Annotated in this window: 23 protein-coding genes; 6 read left to right on the forward strand and 17 right to left on the reverse strand. The window is 60.0% G+C overall.

Annotated features, from left to right (window positions below; all coding sequences use genetic code 11):
- The first annotated feature begins 9 nt into the window (after nt 1-9).
- Complete coding sequence (gene lexA / locus AC1ATL_RS07530) at nt 10-723, forward strand: transcriptional repressor LexA (protein WP_432623655.1); 714 nt, start codon at nt 10-12, stop codon at nt 721-723.
- A gap of 165 nt (nt 724-888) precedes the next feature.
- Here lexA and AC1ATL_RS07535 read toward each other — a convergent pair whose 3' ends face one another.
- The 3 genes from AC1ATL_RS07535 to hflX all read right to left on the reverse strand — a co-directional run bounded on the left by AC1ATL_RS07535 (nt 889) and on the right by hflX (nt 4,892).
- On the reverse strand, nt 889-1,830 hold the full coding sequence (locus tag AC1ATL_RS07535) for a cation diffusion facilitator family transporter (RefSeq protein ID WP_476569757.1): 942 nt from the start codon (nt 1,828-1,830) through the stop codon (nt 889-891).
- 377 nt (nt 1,831-2,207) lie between these two features.
- Complete coding sequence (locus AC1ATL_RS07540; protein ID WP_432623659.1) at nt 2,208-3,170, reverse strand: L-lactate dehydrogenase; 963 nt, start codon at nt 3,168-3,170, stop codon at nt 2,208-2,210.
- 261 nt (nt 3,171-3,431) lie between these two features.
- Nucleotides 3,432-4,892: a GTPase HflX gene (hflX, locus tag AC1ATL_RS07545; RefSeq protein ID WP_432623669.1), complete on the reverse strand. Its 1,461-nt coding sequence runs from the start codon at nt 4,890-4,892 to the stop codon at nt 3,432-3,434.
- 179 nt (nt 4,893-5,071) lie between these two features.
- Here hflX and AC1ATL_RS07550 point away from each other — a divergent pair, with 179 nt between their 5' ends.
- Both AC1ATL_RS07550 and AC1ATL_RS07555 read left to right on the forward strand, forming a co-directional pair.
- Complete coding sequence (locus AC1ATL_RS07550; protein WP_432623661.1) at nt 5,072-5,683, forward strand: class I SAM-dependent methyltransferase; 612 nt, start codon at nt 5,072-5,074, stop codon at nt 5,681-5,683.
- The gene (locus tag AC1ATL_RS07555; protein WP_476569758.1) at nt 5,680-9,789 is read left to right on the forward strand and encodes a DUF3418 domain-containing protein; all 4,110 of its coding nucleotides are present in this window, start codon (nt 5,680-5,682) and stop codon (nt 9,787-9,789) included. The genes AC1ATL_RS07550 and AC1ATL_RS07555 overlap by 4 nt, the downstream gene beginning before the upstream one ends.
- A gap of 45 nt (nt 9,790-9,834) precedes the next feature.
- On the opposite strand, the gene AC1ATL_RS07560 is transcribed toward AC1ATL_RS07555, so the two are convergent.
- The 6 genes from AC1ATL_RS07560 to AC1ATL_RS07585 form a co-directional block, all read right to left on the reverse strand.
- Nucleotides 9,835-10,911: a hypothetical protein gene (locus AC1ATL_RS07560; protein WP_476569759.1), complete on the reverse strand. Its 1,077-nt coding sequence runs from the start codon at nt 10,909-10,911 to the stop codon at nt 9,835-9,837.
- An 81-nt stretch (nt 10,912-10,992) separates the two neighbouring features.
- The gene (locus tag AC1ATL_RS07565; RefSeq protein ID WP_476569760.1) at nt 10,993-12,084 is read right to left on the reverse strand and encodes a hypothetical protein; all 1,092 of its coding nucleotides are present in this window, start codon (nt 12,082-12,084) and stop codon (nt 10,993-10,995) included.
- Nucleotides 12,085-12,106: 22 nt separating this feature from the next.
- Nucleotides 12,107-12,748, reverse strand: a complete 642-nt coding sequence (locus tag AC1ATL_RS07570) for an ATP-binding cassette domain-containing protein (RefSeq protein WP_034984655.1) — start codon at nt 12,746-12,748, stop codon at nt 12,107-12,109.
- Nucleotides 12,749-12,770: 22 nt separating this feature from the next.
- Nucleotides 12,771-13,463, reverse strand: coding sequence for a hypothetical protein (locus AC1ATL_RS07575; RefSeq protein WP_476569761.1), 693 nt, complete (start codon nt 13,461-13,463; stop codon nt 12,771-12,773).
- Between the two features lie 202 nt (nt 13,464-13,665).
- Nucleotides 13,666-13,920, reverse strand: a complete 255-nt coding sequence (locus AC1ATL_RS07580; RefSeq protein ID WP_476569762.1) for a hypothetical protein — start codon at nt 13,918-13,920, stop codon at nt 13,666-13,668.
- A gap of 236 nt (nt 13,921-14,156) precedes the next feature.
- On the reverse strand, nt 14,157-14,813 hold the full coding sequence (locus AC1ATL_RS07585; RefSeq protein WP_421390328.1) for a response regulator transcription factor: 657 nt from the start codon (nt 14,811-14,813) through the stop codon (nt 14,157-14,159).
- 594 nt (nt 14,814-15,407) lie between these two features.
- Here AC1ATL_RS07585 and AC1ATL_RS07590 point away from each other — a divergent pair.
- Both AC1ATL_RS07590 and AC1ATL_RS07595 read left to right on the forward strand, forming a co-directional pair.
- Complete coding sequence (locus AC1ATL_RS07590) at nt 15,408-16,091, forward strand: hypothetical protein (RefSeq protein WP_151913115.1); 684 nt, start codon at nt 15,408-15,410, stop codon at nt 16,089-16,091.
- Nucleotides 16,092-16,156: 65 nt separating this feature from the next.
- On the forward strand, nt 16,157-16,900 hold the full coding sequence (locus tag AC1ATL_RS07595; protein WP_476569763.1) for a hypothetical protein: 744 nt from the start codon (nt 16,157-16,159) through the stop codon (nt 16,898-16,900).
- Between the two features lie 74 nt (nt 16,901-16,974).
- On the opposite strand, the gene AC1ATL_RS07600 is transcribed toward AC1ATL_RS07595, so the two are convergent.
- Nucleotides 16,975-18,213: an MFS transporter gene (locus AC1ATL_RS07600; RefSeq protein ID WP_432624756.1), complete on the reverse strand. Its 1,239-nt coding sequence runs from the start codon at nt 18,211-18,213 to the stop codon at nt 16,975-16,977.
- Between the two features lie 130 nt (nt 18,214-18,343).
- Here AC1ATL_RS07600 and AC1ATL_RS07605 point away from each other — a divergent pair, with 130 nt between their 5' ends.
- Nucleotides 18,344-19,330, forward strand: coding sequence for a hemagglutinin (locus tag AC1ATL_RS07605; protein WP_476569808.1), 987 nt, complete (start codon nt 18,344-18,346; stop codon nt 19,328-19,330).
- A gap of 77 nt (nt 19,331-19,407) precedes the next feature.
- Here the strand turns inward: AC1ATL_RS07605 and glnA are convergent, their stop codons facing one another.
- The 7 genes from glnA to hisD all read right to left on the reverse strand — a co-directional run bounded on the left by glnA (nt 19,408) and on the right by hisD (nt 26,529).
- Nucleotides 19,408-20,745: a type I glutamate--ammonia ligase gene (gene glnA / locus AC1ATL_RS07610; protein ID WP_026646220.1), complete on the reverse strand. Its 1,338-nt coding sequence runs from the start codon at nt 20,743-20,745 to the stop codon at nt 19,408-19,410.
- A 262-nt stretch (nt 20,746-21,007) separates the two neighbouring features.
- A complete protein-coding gene (priA, locus tag AC1ATL_RS07615) occupies nt 21,008-21,733 on the reverse strand; it encodes a bifunctional 1-(5-phosphoribosyl)-5-((5-phosphoribosylamino)methylideneamino)imidazole-4-carboxamide isomerase/phosphoribosylanthranilate isomerase PriA (RefSeq protein ID WP_476569764.1) in 726 nt (241 codons plus the stop codon).
- 102 nt (nt 21,734-21,835) lie between these two features.
- The gene (hisH, locus tag AC1ATL_RS07620) at nt 21,836-22,483 is read right to left on the reverse strand and encodes an imidazole glycerol phosphate synthase subunit HisH (RefSeq protein ID WP_476569765.1); all 648 of its coding nucleotides are present in this window, start codon (nt 22,481-22,483) and stop codon (nt 21,836-21,838) included.
- Nucleotides 22,484-22,539: 56 nt separating this feature from the next.
- Nucleotides 22,540-23,316, reverse strand: coding sequence for a hypothetical protein (locus tag AC1ATL_RS07625; RefSeq protein ID WP_476569766.1), 777 nt, complete (start codon nt 23,314-23,316; stop codon nt 22,540-22,542).
- On the reverse strand, nt 23,316-23,915 hold the full coding sequence (hisB, locus tag AC1ATL_RS07630; RefSeq protein ID WP_026646224.1) for an imidazoleglycerol-phosphate dehydratase HisB: 600 nt from the start codon (nt 23,913-23,915) through the stop codon (nt 23,316-23,318). The genes AC1ATL_RS07625 and hisB overlap by 1 nt, the downstream gene beginning before the upstream one ends.
- A 50-nt stretch (nt 23,916-23,965) precedes the next feature.
- Nucleotides 23,966-25,150, reverse strand: a complete 1,185-nt coding sequence (locus tag AC1ATL_RS07635; protein ID WP_476569767.1) for a histidinol-phosphate transaminase — start codon at nt 25,148-25,150, stop codon at nt 23,966-23,968.
- Nucleotides 25,147-26,529, reverse strand: coding sequence for a histidinol dehydrogenase (hisD, locus tag AC1ATL_RS07640; protein ID WP_172620202.1), 1,383 nt, complete (start codon nt 26,527-26,529; stop codon nt 25,147-25,149). The genes AC1ATL_RS07635 and hisD overlap by 4 nt, the downstream gene beginning before the upstream one ends.
- Between the last annotated feature and the right edge of the window lie 264 nt (nt 26,530-26,793).

Raw genomic sequence — 26,793 nt, forward strand, 5'->3', positions numbered from 1 at the left:
GAGCCCACTGTGAGCACCATCCCATTCACGCCCAGAACAGCAGCGGAACGTCCGGATGAGAACACGTTGACCGACCGTCAGCGCAAAGTGCTCGATGCCATCAAAACGCATCTGGCCACACAGGGCTTCGCTCCCTCATTCCGCGAAATCGGCGAAGCCGCGGGATTGAAAAGCCCCTCATCCGTCAAGCATCAGCTTCAGGTCCTTGACGAAAAAGGCTTCATTCACATGAACGCCAATAAAGGCAGGGCCATCGAGGTGGTGGAATACGACGATGAGCCTTCCAATGGCGGAATCGCCCAAGTCATCCCCTTCCCGTCCCGGGAAGACGAAAACGGCTCCATCATGGCGTCACATGATGTCCCTCTGGTAGGGCGCATCGCCGCAGGCGTTCCCATCACGGCCGAACAGCATATCGACGACGTGATGCGGCTTCCGGAACGCCTGACGGGGACCGGCAATCTGTTCATGCTGGAAGTGCATGGCGATTCCATGATCGACGCGGCCATCTGCGATGGTGATTTCGTCGTCGTCCGCGAGCAGAACAGCGCGGAAAACGGCGATATCGTCGCCGCCCTGCTGGACGATGAAGCCACCGTCAAAACATTCCGCAAGGATCATGGCCACGTCTGGCTCATTCCGCACAATCCGGCATACTCCCCCATCGACGGCACCCATGCGGAGATCATGGGCAAGGTCGTCACCGTGTTGCGCAAGATTTGAGGCACGAGACGGATTCGTCGCACAAGACAGGTCGGTATGGGAATCAGGATTTCCCCATGGAATCAAAACCGCCCTGTCGGAATCAGTCTGCTCGACGATTGCATTTCCGAAACAGTTTTCGATATACCGACACCGCAGGGAGCCATCCAAGCGCACCGCGCAAAATCACAAATGAAGACCTTTTCTGCTGTCTGAATCATACCCTTCCGGCTCCAGCTGGAAGGTGGTGTGGGGCACCGACACCGGGAAATGCTCACGCAGACAGCTCTGCAACTGGTTGAGAATATCCGCGGCATCATCCATGGTGAGTCCGCGCTCCACCACCACATGGGCCATGACGACGGGCATGCCCGTGGAAACGGTGATGGCGTGCAGGTCATGCACCGCGACCACATGCGGCACCCGTTCAAGATGTTCGCGCACCTTGTCCAAGTCCAGATCCTGCGGGGTCTCCTCCAACAGCACACGCACGGCATTGCGAAGCAGTACGAATGCGCGTGGAATCATCATCAACGCGATGATGCCACCGGCGACCGCGTCAAAACCGGCCCATCCCGTCGAAATCAGCACGATGGCAGATACGATCACCGCCACGGAGCCCAAAGCATCGTTCATGACCTCAAGAAAAGCGGCCTTCATGTTCATGTTGTCTTCGCTTTGACCAGCGAGGATGAAAATGGATCCTATGTTCGCGGCGAGGCCGAGAATGCCCATGAAAAGCAGCAGCCGGACATCATGCACTTCGTCACCCGCTCCACCGAAGAGACGCATGCCCGCTTCGACGAGCGCGTAGATGCCGACGATGAGCAGCACGAGCGCCCCCACCGCAGCGGTAAGTACCTCAAGACGCGCCCACCCCCAGGTACGTCTGCTGCTCGGCTTGCGTTGCATCAGCACCGCCGTAACGGTGGAGGCGACCAGCACCGACATGTCGGTGAGCATGTGACCTGCATCGACCAGCAACGCCAGCGATCCGGTGATGACGGCGCTGGCCACTTCGGCGACGAACACCGTGGAGGTCAGCCCCAACGACATCATGAGTCTTTTTTGATGTTCGGCTCCACCTTTCGCCATCGCGGCGTCCACACCGGCATGATTATGCGCCATGGGATTCCCTTTCGTCCGCGGCCCGATCCGCAGTTATTGAAACCGCTTCTCAATACCATTTTCATTCGGCTTAAAACGCAGGAAACCCCAGCCCGAAGGCTGGGGTTTCCGAAGTCCGTTGACAGTTTAACGACTCATCGGCCTGCTGTCAATCATCACAACAAAAACGCGGCAACGCGTGTGTCAGCAAGACGCCCAGAACGAAGGCGTACGAAGGTACGTCGAGTTCTGGGCAACGCAGGAACCGCTCCGTTGCCGCAAACAGAAATAAGAAAAACGCGGCAACGCGTGTGTCAGCAAGACGCCCAGAACGAAGGCGTACGAAGGTACGTCGAGTTCTGGGCAACGCAGCTGACACTCCGTTGCCGCGTTTTGCATCAGAAGCCGAACTGGGCGGCGGTCTCCCTCAGGGTCTCCGCGGAGCGCTTCAGAGCGGCGAGCTCGCGGTCGGACACCGGGGTGTTGATGGCGGTGTTGACACCGGAGCGGTTGAGCAGGGTCGGCACGGACATGCACACGTCGGAGATGCCGTGGAAGTCGTGCAGCATGGAGCTGACCGGCAGAATGCGGTTGGAATCGCGCATGACAGCTTCGATGATGTCCACTCCGGACATGCCGATGGCGTAGTTGGTGGCGCCCTTGCCGTTGATGATCTTGTATGCGGCGTTCTTGACTTCCTGGTGAATCTGCTCACGCACGTCGGCGTCCAGCGGATCGTGGCCCGGCAGCGGGGTCCAGTCGCACATCGGGACGCCACCGATGGTGGCGGAAGCCCACAGCGGAACCTCGGAATCACCGTGTTCGCCGGCGATGTAGGCGTGAACGTTCTTGACGTTGACGCCGGTCTGCTGGGCGATCAGGAAGCGCAGACGAGCGGAATCCAGATTGGTGCCGGAACCGAAGACCTGGTTCGCCGGCAGACCGGAGATCTTCTGGGCGACATGGGTCGCGATGTCGACCGGGTTGGTGATAAGCATGTAGATGGCGTTCGGGGCAACCTTGACAAGACCCGGAATGATGGCCTTGAGGATGTTGATGGTGGCGCCGACCAGCTCGAGGCGGGACTGTCCCGGCTTCTGGCGCGGGCCTGCGGTGATGACGATCATGTCGGCGTCGCGGCAGATCTCCGGATCGTCGGAGCCGTCGATGGTCACGGTCGGATAGAAGCTGGAGCCGTGCTGCATGTCGAGGACTTCGGCCTCGACGCGTTCCTTGGCGATGTCTTCGAGCACGATCTCACGTGCGACGCCACGCTGAGCAGCAGCGAAAGCGAGAGTGGAGCCGACTGCGCCGGCACCGATGATAGCGAGCTTCGTGGGCTTGATAGGTGAATCCACCATGTGCTTTACCTCTCTTTGAGCAAGAAGAACTTCCCGCGTGTGGCAGGTATTTCTCTTATCGATTTCACCTTTACTTTATCCATACAGCATGACGTTTCGCCATGGATTCATATGAATCACAAACGATGAAACGTGATTTGCATCACAACTTTTGTGAGCGCTCACATACGCTGTGCCCGTTGGATTCCAACATTTGCAGTCTGTTGCATTGTTTGCAGAAATTCCCGATGGCAATCCTCAGAGAAGGTCCAGGCGGGAGACTCACCCGATGGCCTGCTCCACGATCTTCGCGGCCAGCTGGTCGTCGACCTCCGCCTCGAGCATCATGCCGTCATCGCGGTATTCGACGTTGATCACCTTGCCATATTCGCGCACGCGCGACATGAGCGCCCCGGCCGCATACGGCAGCAACGCCTCGACATGCACGTTCGGCGTCGGCAGCATCGATTCGACATGCTCGCGCAACGCGTCGATGCCTTCCCCTGAGAACGCGGACACGATATGCGCCTCCGGCATCAGAGCCCCGATACGCTCACGCACAGCCTCGTCCATACGGTCGGCCTTGTTGAACACCACAATCGTGGGAATCGTCTCGACGCCGTCTATGTCGGCAAGCACGTCGTCCACCGCGTCGATCTGCGAGAACGGGTCGGGATGCGATCCGTCGACCACATGCACGATGAGATCCGCGTCGGCGACCTCCTCCAGCGTGGATTTGAACGCCTCGATCAATTGCGTGGGTAACCGGCGCACGAAGCCGACGGTGTCCACGTACGCGTACAGTCGTCCATCCTTGGCCTTCGCCCGGCGCACGGCGGTGTCCAAGGTCGCGAAGAGCGCGTTCTCCACCAATTCCGTGGAACCGGTCAGCCGGTTGGTCAATGACGATTTGCCCGCGTTCGTGTAGCCGACCACGGCCACCGTCGGCAGTCCGAACCGACGTCGGGCTCCGCGTTTGACGTCGCGGGCCGGCGCCATGTCGGCGATCTGCCGGCGCAGTTTCGCAATCCTGCTGCGGATCACGCGACGGTCCATCTCGATCTTCGTCTCACCCGGACCACGGGAGCCGATGCCGGCGTCGCCCGCCGCACGGCCGCCCGCCTGACGAGACAGCGATCCGCCCCAACCGCGCAGTCGCGGCAGCATGTATTCGAGCTGCGCCAGCTCGACCTGCGCCTTGCCTTCCCGCGAGGTGGCATGCTGGGCGAAGATGTCAAGGATGACGGCGGTACGATCGACGACCTTCACTTTGGTGGCATCCTCCAGCGCGCGACGCTGGCTCGGCGGCAAATCATCGTCGACGATGATGGTGTCGGCCTCGTTCTGCGCCACGATGCCGGCCAGTTCGCGCGCCTTGCCGGAGCCGACGTAGGTGGCCGCATCCGGCTTGATGCGATGCTGCAACAGACCGTCGCACACCACGGCGCCCGCGGTTTCGGCGAGTGCGGCGAGCTCCCTGAGCGATTCCTCGGCGGCGCCCTGCGTGGTCTCTCGGCTGGACCATACGCCGACGAGCACCACGCGTTCGAGTCTGACCTTGCGGTATTCGACTTCGGTGACGTCTTGGATCTCGCCGAGACCGGCGACGTGCTTCAGCGCGTTGCGGGACTCGCGCTCCTGCCATTGCTCGTCGTGGGCCTCCCGGATACGCTCCCCGCCGTCGGTATCAAGCAGCACTTCGGATTGGTCGGCGAGCACTCCCCCGACTTCGCCTGCGGTCATGCTCTGCTCGATATCGTTGTCTTGGCTCAATGGCACCTCTCACGGTTGAACTATGGTGTCTTTATTATCATCATTGTCTAGAGACATGGGCATCACCGTTTTCGCCACGTGGACGTGTGCGTGCGATTGCGGCGCGTTTTCCACGCGGATGCCGGAACGAATGTTGGCAAGGAGAGAGCATGGCGCAGGCCGAGCAGTATTTCGCGGCGGAACCGCGATCGAAGGATGTTCGCAGGAAACTGCACGTCACATTGCGTGGCAATGAAGCGGATGTGGAGGTGTCGAACGGCGTGTTTTCCGGCAATCGCGTCGATTTGGGCACGTCGGTGCTGCTGCGTCAGGCGCCGGAGCCGCCTGAAAAGGGCACGTTCCTTGATTTGGGCTGTGGCTGGGGTCCCATCGCGTTGACGTTGGGTTTCGAATCCCCGAAGGCGGACATCTGGGCTTTGGACGTGAACGAGCGTGCGTTGGAATTGACCCGCCGCAATGCCGAGTTGAACGGTATGGAAAATATCCACGCGGTCACGGCCGAACAGATTCCGGACGATGTCACGTTCGACCTGATCTGGTCGAATCCTCCGATCCGCGTCGGCAAGGAGGTGCTGCACGAGCTGCTCATGACGTGGCTGCCGCGGTTGAACGTGGGCGGATCCGCCTATCTGGTGGTGCAGAAGAATCTGGGTTCCGATTCGTTGATTCCTTGGCTGGCCGCGCAACTGGGCGACGGATATGAGGTAGGCAAGTACGCGAGCTCGAAGGGCTTCCGCGTCATCGAGGTTGTGAGGGCATGAGATTCGAATATCCTTCCGAACTGCCGGTTTCCGCGGCACGCGACGAGATCGCGGAAGCCGTCAAGTCAAGCCAGGTGGTGATCGTCTCCGGGCAGACGGGTTCCGGCAAGACCACGCAGCTGCCGAAGATTCTGCTTGAGCTGGGCCGTGGCTCGCATGGCAGGCAGATCGTGCACACGCAGCCGCGTCGGCTCGCCGCGCGCACCGTCGCCGAACGCATCGCAAGTGAGATGGGCGTAAAGCTGGGCGAAGAGGTCGGCTATCAGGTTCGGTTCACCGACGAAAGCTCGCCGAAGACGCGTCTGCGCGTGGTGACGGACGGTATTCTGCTGGCGCAGATCCAACGCGATCCGAAGCTCATGCAGTACGACACGATCATCATCGACGAGGCGCATGAGCGCAGTCTGAACATCGATTTCCTGCTTGGCTATCTGACGGCATTGCTGCCGAAACGGCGCGATCTGAAGCTGGTCATCACGTCCGCGACGATCGATTCGGTGAAGTTCCAGGAGCATTTCGAACACGCGCTGCACACGAAGGTGCCGGTAATCGAGGTGTCGGGACGCACGTATCCGGTGCAGATCGTGTATGAGCCGTTGGGCACCGCGCCGGCGCTGATGCGTTCCGTGCCGGGTTTCGAAACGGGCGCGATGCCGGGAGACGCCGACTACGAGGCGCTGTCGGCCGTGCCCGATGGCAGGGATGGCCGCGATTCGCGCGACACGAACGTGGACATGCCCACCGCGGTGGCGCGCGCCTGCGCCGAACTGGTGATCCATTCGAGCCATGAGCGTGGACCGCGCGATATTCTCGTGTTCGCCTCCGGCGAGCGCGACATCCATGATTTCGAGAACGCGTTGCGCCGCCACTATGGTCCGCGCGCGGCGGATATGCGCCGTCCCGATGCGATCGAGATCGTGCCCCTGTTCGCCAGGCTGTCCTCGAAGGAGCAGCATAAGGTGTTCGAACCGCACACGCATCAGCGCATCGTGATCGCCACGAACGTGGCCGAAACGTCGCTGACGGTGCCGGGCATCCGCTATGTGGTCGATCCAGGCACGGCACGCATCTCCCGCTATTCGAAGACGGCGAAGGTGCAGCGTCTGCCGATCGAGCCGATCAGCCAGGCGAGCGCGAACCAGCGTTCGGGCCGCTGCGGCCGTATCGCCGACGGCATCGCGATCCGTCTGTATTCACGTGAGGATTTCGAGACACGTCCCGAATTCACGGAGCCTGAGATCCTGCGCACGTCCCTGGGCGCGGTCGTCCTGCACATGCTGTCGGTGGGCGTGGCGCGCACCGCGAAGGATGTGACGGATTTCGGTTTCATCGACCCTCCGGACATGAAGGCCGTGTCGGATGGCTTCAACGAGCTGACCGAATTGAAGGCGGTGGCGCGCAGACACGGCGAGGTGGTGTTGACGCATACCGGCCGCATGCTGGCGCGTATACCGATCGACGTGCGTCTGGGACGCATGGTCATCGAAGCCGCGAAGTCGACCACGCCGAACACTCTGGCGGCGGTGCTGGTAGTAGTCGCGTTCCTCAGCCTGCAGGATCCGCGCGAACGTCCCGACGAGAACCGTGAGGAGGCGGATCGGATCCACAACCGGTATGCGGACCCGACCAGTGACTTTCTGACCGCGTTGAACCTGTGGGACCGCGTGTTCCAAGCGGATGGCGAGCCGAGCAATTCCGCGCTGCGCCGCATCTGCAAGACCGAGTACTTGAGTTGGCTGCGCATGCGCCAATGGAAGGATTTGGTCGCCCAGCTGCGCGAAATGTGCCAGGAGTTCAAATTCAAGCTTGGCGAGCCGATTCCCGTGTCCCGTCCACCGTTGGAGATCCGCCAGCTGCCGCTTAACCAGCAGGCAGCGCATTCACTGTGCTGCTCATGGGACGCGCAGGGCATCCACACGTCCATGCTTTCCGGCCTGCTGTCCATGATGGGCATGCAGGTCACGCGCGAGCCGAAGGCATCCGATTTCGCTGGTTTGAAGGGTGCGGCACGCGCTCGTGCGATGAAACGCGCGCAGAAGATGGCGAAGAACGACTATCAGGGCGCGCGCGGCACGCATTTCGCCCTGTTCCCCGCCTCCGCCGTAGCCAAATCGACACCGCAATGGGTGATGAGCACCGAACTGGTGGAGACAAGTCGACTGTGGGCGCGGTATTCCGCGCAGATTGATCCCGCATGGGCGGAGCCGCTCGCCGGAGCACTCACCCGTACCACGTACGCGGATCCGCACTGGTCCGGTTCGCGCGGCTCGGCCGTGGCGAGCGCGAAGGTGCTCCTGTACGGCCTGCCGATCGTGCAGGACCGCACCGTGCAGTGGGGGCGCATCAATCCGCTTGAGGCGCGCGATTTCCTCATCCGGCAGGGTCTGGTGGAGGGCGACATCCAGCAACGGTTCTCCTATGATGATTTCGTCACCAGGAACCGGGACATCCTCGAGGATGCAGCCGATGATGCGAGCCGCACCCGCCAGGTGGCGCAGACCGTCGGTGACGAGGATCTGTTCGACTTCTACAACGCCATCATCCCCAACACCGTCACCAGCGTGGCCGATTTGGCGAAATGGTGGAAGACGAAGCACGACGAGCAGCCCGATCTGCTGGATTTCAATCCGGACAAGGTGGAGCGTCTCGCCGGCTCCGATTCGGTGTCCCTGGACGACTATCCCGACCATTGGCATACGCTCGGCACCGACGGCTCCCCCATCGATCTAAGGTTGAGCTACATCTACGACCCGCACGACCCAAACGACGGCGTCACCGTGCATGTGCCGTTGAAAGCATTGTCTCGACTGACTCCGGAACAGTTCTCGTGGAATGTGCCGGGATTGTTGGACGAGCTAATCGTCGGCATGATCAAGTCGCTGCCGAAAACGTTGCGCGTGCAGTTCGTGCCCGCTCCGGACACGGCACGCAAAATCCGCGCCTGGATCGACGAACGCTATCCCGACCTGCCGGGCTCCGGCAGCCAGCAGAAGCCTAACATCGCCCCCGAAAACGAGGATGGCATGGCCGCATGGCCCGACCTGCCGCACGTGTTCACGCAGGCGGCCATCAGTATCGTCGGCGCGCAAATCCACCCGGAAGTCCTCACCGGCGAACTATGGAACAAGCTCGCGCCATACCTGCGCATGACCTTCGCCGTGGAACAGCAGCTGCCGCCCAACCGCAAGAACCAGCACGGCCGACGACACGCGCGAGGATCCGTCAAAACGCTCGGCACCGGCAAATCACTCGTCGAACTGCAACGCAGATTCGCCGAACAAGCCAAAGCCTCCGCACGCCACATGGTCGAAAAACAAGCCCGAAACGCAGGAGACCAAGGCAAGTTCGTCGAACAAGCCAACCTGCTCAACAAAGCGGGAGCGACCACCGAAGCACGCGCCACCATGCTCTGGCAAGGCGCGCTCGACACGCTGCGCCTGCCCGGTGAACGCATCTCCTCACGCTGGCTCGGCACGGAAGCGCTCATGCTCGCCTCTGCCCCCTACAAGTCCACGAAGGAGCTCACCGAAGACCTGCAGCTGGCAGCCGTCAAACGGCTCCTGCCCAACATCGACCAGCTGCCCGACGACGAAGCGCTCGCCGACGCAGTGCTCGATGTGCGCGAAGTGTACGAGGACACCGTGTACGCGGTGGCGCATGACGTGATCGCCATACTGAAACGGTATGCGGAAGTCGACAAAGCCGTATCCGGCAAAGCGGACCTGCCACTGCTGAGCGTGCTGCAGTCGATCCGCGAGCACATCGCCACACTCGTATACCCCGGTTTCATCGGCAAGACGCCGCCAGAGGCATTGCCGTCCATCGAACGATACCTGCACGCCGACCTGCTGCGCCTCACCAAGGCGAAAAACGACAAGAACCGCGACGTGCGATGGGCTTGGGAAGCCGACGAAGCCAAACAACTTGCCGACAAGGCCGTGGCGAAAGCACAACGTGAACCAGCCGGCCCACGCCACGAAACGCTGATGAAGCAGGCGGAAACCGTACGTTGGATGCTGGAGGAATTCTACGTGTCCCTGTGGGCACAGGAACTCGGCACGCCGAAACCGATCAGCCTGCAACGCATCAAAAAGGCGATCGCCTAGACACCAGCCAAAACCCCAACGGATTGTTCCGTTTCTTCAAACCCGTCAACGCTTCTTGAAGAAACGGAACAACTGCGATTCACGAATCAACAACCCCACCAATAGACTCGCCACCATGACACCGGCGAACACAGCCAACGGCGTACGCACCGCAGCCGCCAACACCGCCACCCAATCGGACCGGCTCATCCGCACCGCATACGCCAGCAACAACGCACACGAAGCAAACGTAGCCAGCCCGGCCCAAACACCGGTCTCCACACCAATACCCAGCAACTGCGCACCCTTCGACTGCCCCGAATGCAATGCACCCGCATACTCCAACCTACGCCGGCGCACACCAAACACACCAACCAACACGCCAATCGCCAACCCCACCCACGGCATCCACCGCGTCGAACGATTCACATACGACGCACGCGCGTCATAATGCGCATCAAACCCCTTATTCACCTGCGTCACACCCGCATTCGACGAGCCGGAACCCGCCACCAACGTGGCATACAGCAGATTCTCCGTCTGCCCATCAGCCGGCCACTGCTTGACCCAGCATTCGTCAAACGTCGAAGCGCTCGCCGACAACGGCACGATGAACGCGTAGGCGAAACGCGTGTCACGCCCATCGTTCGGCCAGTCGAACACACCAGCCACACGTGTGGTGCCTTCGCGTGTCTGCAATGCGCTGCCCACGGCGAGCCCGAAGTCCTTGGCCACGTCGCGCGGCACCCATACGCCGGACACGTCGGCCTTGGCATTGCCGGCGATCAGCCGGATCATACCAGGCGTCACGTCATACGATGAGATGTCCTTGCCGGGTGTCGCGAGTGGCACGACCTGTTCGCCGGCACGCATCGCACCAGCCAAGGTGCCCGTCATTCCATCGCCGGCGTCGGACAACCGGTCGCATGCGGTGCCATCCACCGTTCCACCGACGATGGCGTTGACGTCAGCGTACGCGTTGATGCGCTGCACGGCCTGCGATTCCAAGTCAATCACGGTCATCGCCTCATATCCGCCCAGCAGCGTTCCGGAGAGCAGTACTGCGAGGAACATGGCGAACGCGCGGCTCACGCCCGAACCGATGTTGCGCAGCGCTTCGGAAAGCACCGATCCAAGTCTCATATACGCTCCCTTATTGGCGGTTTCATGCGGTTTTCACACTGTTTGGCGAAGCTCAACGGTTTCTTGCGATTCGTCCGCCGACTATTTGCAAACCAGCCCGTTGAGCCCGCTGCCGATTTCGACGTTGGCGATCGCGGACACGTCGGCATCCTGCGTCTGCACCAGACTCACGCCCAGCTCGCTGCCCACGATGGTCACCTTCACCGGCGTATTGGACGCATTGTGGGATTTTGGTACGATGCAGCCGCTGCTGCCGTCGATGCCAAACACCGCTCCCGCCGGCACACGCAGCACCTGCAATGGTTCTTTCAATGCCACGGTGGCATCGAGACCGGCCTTTTTGGTCTGCATGTCCATGGACTGGAACGTTTCGTTTGCCGACACATTACGCAGGAATTCGGCGTCGGTGATTTCCGTGCTATCGGCCGGCAATATTCCATTGACGCCATACATGCTTATGGTGCGATCCTGTCCTACCGCCGCGCCGTTTTTCACGGTGAGTTTCGTCAACGCTCCCGGTATTTTTCCGATTGCCGTACCGCCCGTCACCATGGAACCGGTGGTGGCCGTCCACTCGTCGACTACGACTGCGTTTTCAGGGATCCACATGGTGTCGGCAAGCGCAAGCGTGCCGTCGGAGGGGTTGCCATTGTCGTTCATGAGTTGCCGCCAGCCGTCGGATGTGGCCCACCAGTAGGTGTCGGAACCGGCCAAGCTGTTGTATCCGAGTCGGCTCAGCTCGTTGTTCAGTGCGAGCACGTCGTCGCCCTTGTCTCCGGTTTTGAGGTCACGGTATAGGGGTGTGGCGGTGTTCAAGGCCACGACCACGCGGTCGTTGACTTTGTATGCGCCTTTGCCGGAGGCGAGTCCGTCTGCGGACCAGTCGGCGGTGACGGTGCCGTTGGCGTTGCCGAGAAGATTACGTTCGGTGGAGATGGTGGGCACAACCGTCACTTGCTGGCTACCGGAGTATTCCTGCACGCTGGCTGGCGCGGTGGTCGTCTCCCCTGCCGAGCCGAGCAATGCCGGCGCGCGGTCTGGCAGGAGCAGCGCGCATGCTCCCACGGACACGCATATGGCGGTTGCCACGGCGAGCAGGCTCCAAGCCCATGCGAGTCGTCCGCGTCTGGCACCGTTGTTCATGACTTTAGTGCCCCGTTGCTTCTTTCCCATGAGTCGATGCCTTTCTATTCGTCTATTCTTCCAATTCCGGTTCCTGCGATTTGCTGCCGCCTGGCGCGTAGTCGGCGAGGTCGAGCACACGGTCGCAGGCGTCGCGGGTGTCGGGATCGTGTGTGGCCACGAGCACGATCATGCCTTGGCCGGAAAGGTTGTTCAGCACATGGCTGACGGAATGCGCGGTGCGCGTATCCAATTGAGCGGTCGGCTCGTCCACGAGCAGCATGTCGGGTTTGGAGCAGACGGCGCGTGCCAGCATGAGACGTTGCGCCTCGCCGCCGGAGAGGTCGGAGAACCGGCGGTCGGCCGCGTATTCGAGGTCGAACAGCCCCATGGCTTCCAAGGCTTTGAGCTCCGCTTCCTTGCGCCGCATGCCTTTGGCGAGCAGCGGGAACACCACGTGGTCGAGCGCGGTGCGTTCCGCCACACCGTACGGGTTTTGAAACACCCATCCCACACGGTTCACGCCTTCACGGGTTACGGTTCCGGCATATGGTTTCTCCCAACCGGCGAGAATCGACAGCAATGTCGATTTACCACAACCGGATGGTCCGCATACCGCGATGGTGGAGCCAGGTTCCGCCACGAAATCAAGATGCTCGAACAGCAGGTCTGTCCCCGGGAACCGGTGGGCCAGCCCTTCCACAACCACTCGCATATGAGCCCCTTCGCACATCAGACTACTTCAGCGGATACCAGACCGTCTCATCCGAGGCGGTCACGTTCACTCCGGCCGTCACCAAGCAGGTCAGCGCCTTCCTGTTATCGTGCAGTCCTGCGCTTTCTCCGGATTCCAAATCCTTCTCCAGCTTATCGGCGGTGTAGTCTTTGGGCTTTATGCCTTCCTTGCGCAGGCAGTCGGCCGCAACCCCCTTGTCGTCGAGCAGCAGCTTCGGATTGCCCAACTGGAGCCTGTACACGGTGTTGATATCCGTGACATGCAGCATACTGCAGGATGTCAGATCGTCATTGAGTTTGCGGATCGCCTCTTTGCTGGCGTCATCGGTGTTGTACGAGGGCAGAGCGTAAATGCCGTTGTCGTACTTGTCGAACGTCGGCTCGGCATAGCCTTTGTCTATGATGCACTGCTTGTAATCCGCCCATGCGCGTTCGTAGTCGGCCTGGCTGACTTTTCCGCCTGAAGCGGCCTTCTCCAGCGCGGACTTCTGCTGATCGGATATTTTGCCGCCGTCGGAATCCAACAACGATCGCGCATAATCCTTCAGCGACGACGCGATTCGTTCACCCTGTTGCGATGATTGACCCTGCTGGGATTGACGCTCCCGTCGCGAGTCTTCTTTCAGTGCCCCGCAGCCCGTGCAGCCGACAAGCAAAGCGAGACAGCATATGACGGCAATAGCTTTGCCACGCATGCCCGTTTTCCTCGACATCGTCATCAACCCCCTCACAAATGACGCAGCCGTCAGGCCGCCATGGCCCGCTTTGCCCCTATTCTACACCCCCAAGACTTGCCTCCATGCGCGGCATACCCAATATGGGTATGTGAAACCAGGTGTTCCCCAGCATCATCCACCGGCTCTTTGCATTTACCCCGTTCTCCGCGCCGGAAAGCCATCAGTCAAACGGAATGCGCGCGTGGAACATCCATATGCCGTTCTCGCAATCGGTGGAAAGACTTCCTCCGATATGCTCGATTTCAGCCGCGAACTGTCTGAGGCCATGGCCGCCGGGCAGGCTGCCGGAATGCCGGGCACCCATATCATTCACTTCGGTGATTTCCAAGGAATGCGTCTTCACCAGAACCGACACCTCGTACTTGCCTCCGGAAGATGCATGACGCGAAATGTTCGCGTACACCTCGCCAATCAACCGGCCGATCACATCCTTATGATAGGCATACGGACGCGCACGCACGGGGCCAGAAATATGCGAGACCGGTCAGCATAATCTGTATGGCGGTAAACATCAATGCCATTGGCGAACCGGGGTGGCACACCGCCTCATAAACCATCAGAAGTTCGCACGTCATGATGGCCGCAACACGGAACGGATGTTTGATTCGCGGCATATCCGGCCACCGGAGCTCTTTGTTCTTTCCGGTCATGTCAGCGCTCGTTCCCATGTTTCAACCATGTGATGATGGCTTGCCGTTGCGTACGGCAGTTCAGTCGTTTGACGATGTTCTGCATGTGCTTGCGCACGGTGGCGATGGATATGCCGAGTCGTTCGGCTATCTCGCCATCCGTCAGATATTCGTTCGTGCACAGGTTCATGATGGTTTCTTGCGTGTTGGTGAGCGTGGACTCCGCTTGAGTATCGCATTTCAGCTTCGCATAAGCCGCCATCGGAGTTTCAAAACCGGGCAGGAAACATCCTGAAAGGACACGGGAGACGGCTTGTTCGAGCTGCGTCTCGTCACCTTTACCGACAAGCCCCTGCGCGCCAGCCGCCGCCAGCGGCACGCGATACCGGTTCAGACTGAAGCTGGTCATGCCGAGAATCGGCGTGGAACAGTCCATCAACCGCATGCGACGGCAGACTTCCGGGCCTTGCATGCCTTCCAACGACATATCAAGCAGCACAAGAGCATATTGGTCGGCATTTGATGCAAACAATTCCAAAGCCTCAACGCCGCTGGTAGCCGAATCGACGATACCCACCGCCGGAAGAATCCGCTTGAATAGGTCAGTCAGCGCCTCGATGACAATTTTGTCATCGTCAACAAGCAATATCTTCGGACCACCAACCGTTTTCCCCGTCATGGTACAACGCTCCTTCCCCTGAGAAACATCCCCCTACCGCAATACAATACATCATTTCATCACCGCCCCTTACTCATATTGAGTACATCGTTCGCAATAACCCCGTAAAACAACTCATATCATATGAATCACCGGGCCAAGGCGGTTCGATATGATGATGAAAGGTGGACGATGATGTCCTGGATGAAACAGAATAAATTGGTGAAAACGATCTCCGCATCAGTACTGGCTGTCGGCATCTGCTTTGGCACCACTGCCGTAGCGAGTGCCACATGCCAATACCCTGTCAGCGGAGGCTCGTATAGCGAAGGCACTTATCATGTTGAATGGAGCGTGCAGCCAAAAAGCTCGTACGTAAAAACGTACACTGATTACCACGACCAGTACTGCTACGCGCAACAAGATAGTTCACAAAATTATCAGAGGGTTTATGTTGGTAAAGGTCGCACATGCACCGCAAGCGTTAAGGGCAACTCAACTGATACCAGATATGATTACGTAGAATACTACCAATACTCGTGAGGCTCTCCTAGATTGTCAAAGATACAAACAAAGCAGAGGTATATGACAAACTTTTCAATGAGTTGCCGCTGCATGGCCATCGGTCTGACGGTAGTATCACTTTTGTCCGGATGCTCAAGACAAGTCTCCGATACGGCATCATCTCCCGAAGGCGGTGGAACTACTTCTTCCGAACCGATCAAGCAATATATAGCATCGGTGATCAAAGACAATGACGATCCTCGCGCGACGTATCCGATGACCAAAGCCCAACGGGAGATTCTCAAACGTTCGGAAGCGGCTGGAGGCGTGTCCTCTACCGATTACGAACTCGCTTGGTCCCATTACAAACAATGCGTGGTCGACAAAGGGTATTCAACCCCAGTACTTGACCGTTATCCCAATGGCCTGTATTTCGTCGCCAGAATAAACGCCGAGGGCATGACCGACGAACAGCGAAACAAATTCAACAAGGACGATGGCGTTTGTTTCAACACGGAAGTGATCTACGTCAATGACACATATGCCCTCCAATTGGGCAATCCGCAAATGATCAACGATGTCAATCAAGCGGCCGTCAATTGCTTGAAGAGGGAGAATGTGGCACCGAAAGGCTATACGAAGAAACTGTTCGAGCAAGACGAGAAAAACCGCTTGCAGGACGAGCACACTGAGCTGAATTACTCGGATCCCAAAGTCCAAAGCTGTCTGGCCGCGCTCGGCATCACCACTATGGAAAGCGATAAGGTGTGGAGACCTGCGAAAACTTCCAGCTAAGGCAATACAAAAAACAAACAACGAAACCCCATCAAGGCTCGTCTATCACGAGAAAGGAGATGGCGATGATGCAACTGAATATGGGTACATGGCGAGGAAGCGTAGCCATCGTATGCTTCCTCGCCATGCTTATCGGCTGCACGGGTTGCGGGACGGGCGGCGATCGGCAGGATACGCAACAGCAGACCGAAAGTGCCGGCAGTGACGCTTCCAAGACCAAAATCGCGAATTCGATACCGGATTACATCGATTTCCTTCTTGATTTGGACGCCAAACCCGATACCAAATATCCCATGAGTGACGCACAGAAAACGATTCTGAAGCGTTCCAGAAAGTCGGGAAGCGTATCGAAACCGGATTACGAGCTTGCCTGGTCGAATTACAAGCAGTGCGTGACCAGCTATGGGTATACGACACCGGTGCTCAGGCAGTTCTCCAATGGCCTGTACATGATCGCCATGCGGGATACCACCGGCATGAGCGACCAACAGCGCAAGAAGTTCAACGAGGATGAGAACAAATGCTATAACACTGAAGTCATTGCGGTGACCGGTGTATACCAGATGCAGATCGGCAATCCCGGCATGCTTTCCGATGCCGACCAAGCCATGGTCGATTGCCTGCATAAGGCCGGTATCGTGCCGAAAAGCTACGATAAGGAAGCGTACAAGAAGGATCTGGACGCGCACGCCAAAAACCAACCCACCACTGTGGATTTCTCGAATGCCGAAATGCAGAGCTGCTGGGTGGCGAACGGCGCGTCGTTCGGAGACGTCAATGATACCGATCAGTGGAAGCCGCTCGGCTGACCGCCGCGTTCCCGTCATGCATCGGCAGACGACCGTAAACCCTGCATGATTTGGACTCGTGCGGAACGGAAACGTCATGCGCGTTGGGTGGCATAGAACTTGAGTTCCTGCGCCACGAACGGACGCAGCATCGTGGTGGCGGCAATCGCGCATAGCAGGAACAGCGCGCCTACCGGACCAAGCCACGTCAGCCCGAAATGTCCGTTGACCAGGCCACCGACCGCCGACCCGATTGCGATGCCGATGTTGAACGACATGGAATTAAGCGACGCGGCTAGGTTCAACGAGCCAGGGTGCGACTGCGAGGCGACGTCCATATACAGCACTTGGGAAGCGGAATTCTGCAGGTACATGAACATGCCCAGCACCACGAGCAGCAACGCACCGTACACCGGCACCCAATGCGCCACGACGAGCGATGCCATGAGCACCGCATGGGCGCAGTAGATGGGACGGATGTGCGTCAGCGGTTCCACTCCCCTGCCGTGGTCGGCCAACTTGCCGCCATACAGATTGCTCCATAGGCAGGCCGCACCGAAGATCACCAGTCCGACGCTCAGGTACTGTTCCGGCACATGCACTTCGTCGCGCATGATCGGCGTCAGATACGTGTAAAAGACGTAGCTTGCGGCCGCGCCGCACACCACGGTGAGCACGCCGAGCTGGATGCGCCGGTCGAAGAACAGGCGGAACTGCGGCAGGAATCCGATCTTCACGATGTGGCTGTTTCGTGGCAGCGTCACGATCATGCCAAAGATGAGCACGATGGTGAGCACGTTGATCATATGAAACGCCCAACGCCAGCCGAACGTGTTAGCCACCCACGTGCCAACCGGCACGCCGACCACGGATGCGATGGAGAATCCGGAAAACACCCATGCGATGAATTTCGTACGGAATCTGTCGGCGGTCACGTCGGGCGCGTATGTCATGGCCACGGCCACCAACGTTCCGGACACCAGGGCGATCATGATGCGCGCCACCACCAGCACCGCATAGTTCGGCGCGAACGCACACAGGATATTGCCCGCGAGGAACACACCGATCAGCGTCAGATGCGTGGCGAATCGCGGGAACCTTGCCGACAGCGCGGATCCGAGCGGCGTGACGGGCGCGTACACGAAGGCGAACAGGGACACCAGATTGCCGACCGTCACCTCCGACACCTTCAGATCGGCGGCGATGTCGGGCAGGATGCCGACCATGATGAATTCGCTCATGCCGAGCATGAAGCTTGACGCGATGAGCATCACCACCGGCAGATTGAAGAACCGTTCCTTGTCGATCCGCACTTTTCCGCTCTCCGCTTCCATTCGCATTCCGTTATTCGTTTCCCGATATTTCGATTTGCTTGGCATCGCTTACGTCAATCGATTGACGATTTACTTTCTTCAGGAAAGGATAAACCGCGCGCGATACAATACGGTACCGATGACACGCAAGATGACACGCAAAACCAATCGGAGCGGAAACAGCGGAGGCAAAACCGGCGGAAGCCAGTCCAGCAACCGCAAAAACAGCAATCGTAAGACAGGCAATCGCAAATCCCTTATTCCAAAGAATCTTCGCAGAAAACTGCGTAAAACATGGAACAAGGCGAGTCTCAAACAACGCATCGGCATGATCGCCACGACACTGGTGGCGACGGTCGCGGCGATAGCCATCATCGCAGGCCTGATCCGCTTCGTCGGCTGGCGCGTGCAGATCAGCGAGGCGAAGGCGGCACAGAGCGAGATGCAATCGCTGTACGATTTCAACCCGGGCAACATCATATCCGACGGCGCGTTCTTCAACGGCAACGCACTGAGCGAGCGGCAGGTGCAGACCATCCTCGATCAGCAGGGCGCGGCATGCACCGGAGCCAAGTGTCTGAAGACCATGACGTTCACCACGCAATCGCAGGCGGCGGACGAATACTGCCGGACCTACGAGGGCAAGGAGAACGAAAGCGCCGCCGCGATTATCTACAAGGCGGGCAACGCATGCGGCATCAGCCAGAAGGTGCTGCTCACCGTACTGCAGAAGGAGCAGCACCTGCTCACCTCCACCGATCCAAGCGATTTTCAATTCAAATCAGCAATGGGCCTGAGCTGTCCGGACGACGCGAACTGCGATGCGAAATACGCCGGATTCTTCAGCCAGGTGTACGGGGCGGCGAAGCGATACCAGTACTACGTGCGCCACGAATCGCAATACGCGTACCATGCCGGCGCTCTCAACTACGTACGATACAATCCGAACGCAGGCTGCGGCGGCAGCGACGTCTACATCGAGAACAAGGCGACCGCGCTGCTGTACATCTACACGCCCTACCAGCCGAACGAGGCCGCGCTGAAGGCCGGCGCCGGCGAGGGCGACGAGTGTTCGACGTACGGCAATCGCAATTTTGTGATCATCTACAATTCGATGTTCGGCAATCCGCGCGGCTGATATCCCGAAAGCAAACGAAGGGCCGTCATCCGGATTGATGTTCCGGACAACGGCCCTTCATCATATCGATTGCGCGATCACAGCTTCGGCAGATACTTCTTCAGCTCGAACGGCGTGACCTGTCGACGATACTCGTTCCATTCCTGACGCTTGTTGCGCAGGAAGTATTCGAACGCGTGCTCGCCGAGGACACTCGCGACGAAATCGGACTTCTCCATGATCTTCAGCGCCTCATCAAGCGATTCCGGCAGCGGCTGGATGCCCATGGCCTGACGTTCGGCGTCGGTAAGCTCCCACACGTCGTCGCTGGTGGGCTCGCCCAGCTGCATCTGCTTGTCGATACCATCGAGACCGGCGGCGAGCAGCACGGAATACGCGAGATACGGGTTAGCGACCGGGTCGAGCGCACGGAATTCCATACGTGCGGAATTGCCCTTGCCCGGCTTGTACTGCGGGATACGCAGCAACGCGGAACGATTGTTGTGACCCCAGCAGATGTAGCTCGGCGCTTCGGCACCGCCCCACAGACGCTTGTAGGAGTTGACGTACTGATCGGTGACAGCGCAGATCTCAGCCGCGTGATGCAGGATGCCGGCCGCGAACTGCCGCGCGGTGACGGACATGTTGAATTCCTGTCCGGCCTCGTAGAATGCATTGGCGTCGCCTTCGAACAGGCTCAGGTGCGTGTGCATGCCGGAGCCCGGAGCGTCGGCGAGAGGTTTCGGCATGAAGCTGGCATGGATGCCTCGCTCCAGCGAAATCTCCTTGACGACGGTGCGGAACGTCATGATGTTGTCGGCCGTGGTGAGCGCATCCGCATACCGCAGATCGATCTCGTTCTGGCCTGGCCCCGCCTCGTGATGCGAGTACTCCACCGAAATGCCCATCTGTTCGAGCATGTTGACGGTGGCACGGCGGAAGTCCATGCCGGGGCTGCGCGGCACATGGTCGAAGTAGCCGCCCTCATCGATCGGCTTCGGAGTCTGCGCCCAATCGTCCTGCTTTTCGAACAGATAGAATTCGATCTCCGGATGCACGTAGAAGGTGAAGCCCTTCTCCTTGGCTTTGGCCAGCGCCTGCTTGAGCACGTGGCGCGGATCACCCAAGGACGGTTCGCCATCAGGCGTGAGCACGTCGCAGAACATACGCGCGGTGCCTTGCGGGCCACCTCGCCAGGGAAGAATCTGGAACGTCGACGGATCGGGTTTGACGATCATGTCGTCTTCGGACACACGGGTAAGGCCTTCCACCGCGGAACCGTCGAATCCGAGACCTTCCTCGAATGCCGCTTCCAATTCCGCCGGGGCGATGGCCACGGACTTCAGCGTTCCCAACACATCCGTGAACCATAGACGAATGAAACGCACGTCGCGTTCCTCGACCGTGCGCAAAGCAAACTCTTGCTGTTTATCCATAGTGCCCAATCGTTCCATGCGCATGTTACGAACATCGTTAACACGCGTCGTGTCGCACGATTCCGTTTTCAAGGCGAAATTTCGAATCGTGACACATCAGCCGATATAGAAATACCCCCTTACCTTCCTCTCCACGCCGTTTTCGCATGGATTTTGAGAGTTAGGGGGTATTAATATGGAATCGACTGTGTCACGATTCGAAATTTCGGTCTAAAAACCGAATCGTGACACATTTGCGGCGATCGGAATACATCACACGCTATCAGCGTGCGACTTCGAGCGCTTCCTCCAGCGTGAAGGCGCGCGCGTACAGCGACTTGCCGAGAATCGCGGAGTCCACGCCCAACTCGGCGAGCTCCTTGATGTTCCGCAGATCATCGAGCTTGGAGATGCCGCCGGACGCGGTGACCTTCGCATCGGTACGGGAGGCCACTTCGCGCAGCAGCTCGATGTTCGGACCGCTCATCATGCCGTCGCGGGCCACGTCGGTGACCACGTAACGGGAGCAGCCGACGGAATCAAGGAACTTCATGGTCTCGAACAGGTCGCCGCCTTCCTTCACCCAGCCACGGGCAGCAAGGGTGTGTCCGCGCACGTCGAGGCCGACGGCCACGCGGTCACCATACTTTTTGATGACGGAGGCGGTCCAGTCGGGATTCTCCAGAGCCGCGGTGCCAATGTTCACACGGGCCGCGCCAGCTTCCAAAGCCGCGTCCAGCGATGCATCGTCGCGCACGCCGCCGGACATCTCGATGTTGACCTTGTCGCCCAGCTCCTTGACGATGGCGCGCAGCTGGTCACGGTTGTTCCCGGTGCCGAACGCGGCGTCGAGATCGACCAGGTGAATCCATTCGGCACCCGATTCCATCCACGTGCGGGCGGCCTCCAGCGGGGAACCATAATCGGTTTCGGAGCCGGATTCGCCCTGACGCAGGCGCACAGCCTTGCCATCACGGACATCGACGGCGGGAAGCAGCGTCAAAGACATGTCTTACCTTTCGTTCCATATGCCGGACGGTTTTTCGTCCGTCCGACGATTCTTGCGATTCTACGGTTTGTTTTGCGGATTGCGGCGTCCGTCATCATGCGGTCAGAACGTCGCGACCCAGTTGCGCAGCAGCTGGGCGCCGGCTTCGGCGGATTTCTCCGGATGGAACTGCGTGGCGAACAGCGGGCCGCGTTCGTATGCGGCGACAAAACGGCTGCGTCCGTACGTGCACCACGTCACATGCTCCTGCGCGTCGCCGAAATCGATCTGATCGGCGGACGTATCGGCAGATGTGGCGCCCATCGCGGCGAAGGAGTGCACGAAGTAGAACCGCTCATCCTCAACGCCTTTGAGCAGCACGGAGTCTTCCGGCGCCTCGACGGTATCCCAACCCATATGCGGCACCACATCGGCGTCGAGCAGTTCGACGCTGCCCTTGATCAGACCAAGGCCGGGTGTGCCGTCGCCATGCTCCATGCCACGTTCGAACATGATCTGTTCGCCGACGCACACGCCCAGCACCGGGCGCCCGGCACGCAGACGATCCTTGATGACCGTGTCTCCCCCGACCTTCTTCAGACCCTCCATGCAGGCCCCGAACGCGCCGACGCCCGGCACCACAAGTCCGTCGGCCTCCAACGCCTGATGATGGTCGGATGTGAGGGTCACATCAAGACCGAGATTGGCCAACGCGCGCACCATGGAGCGCACATTGCCGAAACCGTAATCGAACACCACCACGGAAGTCATGGAAGTCCTCCTTCTTGTATGTTCGCCGAAGCACGGTGACGGCCACGGCGAAAAGCTTATTCGATGCGCGACGATCCGCGACCGAATTTCGTATGCTCGGCCAGGATCCGCATGGCATCGTCTCGACTCAGGCTTGCGGAATCGATGATTTCGGTTCCGGATGCGCGCACACCCTCCATATCGGTGATGCCAAGCATGAGATCCTCGACGAACGATGCGACGGATGCGAACAGCACCGGCGGGGCGAAGGTCTGCCCGGCCTTGCCCTGCATGTACATGGTCGCCTCGAGCTTGTCGGCTCGATTGACCGCAAGAATCGCCGGCATGCCGGAGACCACGATGGTCAGATCCTTGATGGCCGATTCCGGCCCGTCGCCATCGAGGTTGCGCAACACGGCGACCGCGCCTTGCGGCGAGCCGACGCATTGAGCGGAGATGTCGGACAGCTGGCAGAAGGCTGCAAGCAGTTGGGCTGACGTGACCCGGGTGATGATCACCGCGGATTTCGCGCGATTGCCCAGAAGTCCCTGCAGCTCGTCATCGAACGAAAGCGACGTCTCAGCTTCGGAAAGCACCGCATCGGTCTCCCGTACCTCGTCCGAAGCGTCCGAATCGGACGAAGCGTCGAAATTCGAAGCATCGGGCGTATCCTGCGTTCCGGACTTGTTATCGGCCTGTTTGGCCGCCTCCTCGTCCTGGAACTCCTTCTCGAAACCGGCCATGGCCGCTTCCAGCTCTTCCTCGCTGAAATGCATGCCATCGTCGCCGGCTTTGCCGAAGCCGTCCGCGGAATCGTTCGGAAAATCGTCCAAATCGTCCTTGTCGTCGGACATCACAGGGCGCCTTTCGTGCTCGGAATGCCATCAACGCGCGGATCCGGTTCGATGGCGAAGCGCAGCGCACGCGCCAAGGCCTTGAACTCGGCTTCGGCAATATGGTGCGGATCGCGTCCGGAGATCACGTGCAGATGCAGGCAGATGCCGGCGTGCATGGCGATGGATTCCATGACATGCCGAACGAGCGAGCCGGTGAAGTGCCCGCCGATCATGCAGTATTCGAAACCTTCCGGCTCACCGGTGCACACGCAGTACGGGCGTCCGGAGATGTCCACGACGGCCTTGGCGAGCGCCTCGTCAAGCGGCACGGTAGCATCGGCGAAACGGCGGATGCCACGCTTGTCCCCGAGGGCCTGCTTCAACGCTTCGCCGAACACGATGGCGATGTCCTCCACGGTGTGGTGCGCGTCGATGTCAGTGTCTCCGGTGGCCTTGATTCTCAGGTCGATCAGCGAATGCTTGCCGAGCGCCGTCATCATATGGTTGTAGAAGGGCACGGACGTGTCGATGTCGGTTTTGCCCGTGCCGTCGAGGTTGAGGCTCAGCTCCACCTTGGATTCGCTGGTTTCACGAACGATGGTTGCGGTGCGTGCCATGATTGCGACTCCTTTTTACGATGATTGCGATTCTGTTGCGTCGGCTTGTTTCAGCCTTTTTCCACGATACGCAGCGTTTCGACGAGTGCCTCGCGGAATCGCGCCATCTCCTCGTCAGTGCCCATGCACACGCGCATCCAGCCTTCCGGACCGACCACGCGGATGAGCACGCCCCGCTTGAGCAGTTCGTCGAAGATGCGGTCGCGGTCATCGAAGTGGCCGCCGAAGAGGATGAAGTTCGATTGCGTTTCGGCCACTTCCAGCGGCTGACCCTTGTAGGTCTGCTGCTTGAGCCAGGTGACGGTGGCGTTGCGGGTCTCACGCAGGTGGTTCACGCGGCTCAGCTGCTCGTCGGTGTGTTCGAACGCGGCGAGGGCGGCGGCCTGGGTGACCGCGGACAGATGGTACGGCATGCGGACGATGCGCACGCAGTCGATGATGCCCTTGTTGGCGGCCAGATAGCCGACGCGCGCTCCGGCGAAGGCGAAGGCCTTGCTCATGGTGCGGCTCACGGCGAGGTTCTCGTATTCGCCGATGAGCTCCAGCGCGGTGGGTGTGCCCGGATCGCGGAATTCGATGTAGGCCTCGTCCACCACGACCACCGGGTGAACGCCTTCGGCCGCGCCCGCCACTTCGGCGTTTCGCGCGGCTTCCAGAACACGCTTGAGGTCCTCGGGCTTGAGTGGGGTGCCGGTCGGGTTGTTCGGGCTGGTGAGCACGATCATGGCCGGCTTGACCTCTTCGATGGCCCTGATGGTGGCATCCACGTCAAGAGTGAAGTCGGCGTTGCGATGCGCGAGCTTCCAGGTGGTGAACGTGTCGCGCGCATACTCCGGATACATGGAGTACGTCGGATCACAACCGAGGGCGGTTCGTCCCGGACCGCCGAAGGCCTGGAACAGCTGCAGCATGATCTCGTTGGAACCGTTGGCGCCCCACAGCTGGTCGACGTTCAGTTTCACGCCGGATTCGCGTTCCAAATACTTCGAGAACGCCTTGCGCAGTTCGATGTGCTCGCGGTCCGGATACCGGTTGAGCGTCGGCGCGATCTCCTTGACACGCTGGGCGATGGTTTCCACCACCGCCGGTTCCGGCGCGTACGGGTTCTCGTTGACGTTGAGGCATACCGGCACGTCGAGCTGCGGCGCACCGTACGGCTCCTCGCCGATCAAATCGTTGCGAAGCGGCAGATATGCCGGAATCGCGTTGTTTTCAGCTGCGGAAGTTGCGCTCATCGAAGCCCAGCCTGCTCTTCCTGTTCCTTGATGGTCGCCTTGTCGTACGGGTCGTCGATGAAGCGGCTCAGCACGCACTCGCCATGTGCCGGCAAATCTTCGGAAACCGCGAAGGCATTCACGCGAGCGGCGAGTGTCTTCAGGCCCTGCTCGTCATATTCGATGACTTCGACGGGCTTCATGAAGGTGTGCACGCCGAGGCCGGCGGCAAAACGGGCGGTTCCAGAGGTCGGCAGCACGTGGTTGGAGCCGGACATGTAATCGCCCAGCGGGACCGGGGAGTACGGGCCACGGAAGATGGCGCCTGCGTTGCGAATCTTGGCGATGACCGCATCCGGATCGGCGGTCTGCACTTCGAGGTGTTCGGCGGCGTATGCGTTGGCCGCGTCGATGGACTGTTCGATGCCGTCCGTGAGGATGATGCCGGACTGGCGACCACGCAGCGACGTGTTGACTCGTTCTGCATGCTCGGTACGCGGCACACGGTATCGGAGGCTTTCCTGGACCTTGTCGGCAAGCTCCTCACTGTCGGTGATGAGCACGGAACCGGCGAGCTCGTCATGCTCGGCCTGGCCGATCAGATCAGCGGCGAGCCAGCTCGGGTTAGCACCCTTGTCGGCGATGATGGCGATTTCGGTCGGGCCGGCGACCGCGTCGATGCCGACGATGCCGGACACCATGCGCTTGGCGGTGGCGACGAAGATGTTGCCCGGGCCGGTGATCTTGTCGACCGGGTCGCACAGGATCTCGCCGTCCTGCGGTTCGGAGCCCTTGGCGCCGTAAGCGAACATGGCGATGGCCTGCGCGCCGCCGACCGCGTACACCTCATCCACGCCGAGGATGGCGCAGGTGGCGAGGATGGTCTTGTCCGGCAGACCGTCGGAGTTGTTGCGGCTCGGCGGGGTCGCGATCGCCAGGGATTCGACGCCCGCGGCCTGGGCCGGCACCACGTTCATGATGACGGAGCTCGGGTAGACGGCCTTGCCGCCAGGCACGTACAGTCCGACGCGCTGCACCGGAATCCAACGTTCGGCGACACGTGCGCCTTCGGCCAGATCGGTGTGGAACGGCGCGGGCACCTGGGACGCGGAGACGGCGCGGCAACGGCGCACGGACTCCTCGATGGCGGCGCGCACTTCCGGATCAAGCTCGTCGAGCGCGGCCTTCATGGCCTCGGCCGGCACACGCAGGTTCTCAGGGCGAATATGGTCGAACTTCTCCGCGAAATCACGCAAGGCCGCAGCGCCGCGGGCCTTCACGTCGTCAAGAATCGGCTGCACGAGTTCGGTGGCCTCGTTGGTGCCCATCTCAGCGCGGGGCATGGCTTCCAGCATTTCGGCTCGGGTCAGCTTCTTGCCTCGCAGGTCAATGATTCGCATATAGTTTTCTTCGCTCATAACGCACCATGGTAACAACGTCAAGTCACGAGAACGCCCTGACGTCTCACATTCAACCGCATTGTGAGACGCTGCGGAATATCGAGGGTTTCGCACGTGGCGTCACGCGGCTGCGCGCGCCCATACCCACCTTCCACCCGCACCCCGGGAATAGGGTGTCCACACCCCGATGTGTTACATGACAGCCGTTACATGACGGTGTTAGGTTGCTGCCAATCAGGCAACCACGATGGCCAAGGAGGACAC

The organism is Bifidobacterium sp. LH_743 (assembly GCF_056355775.1).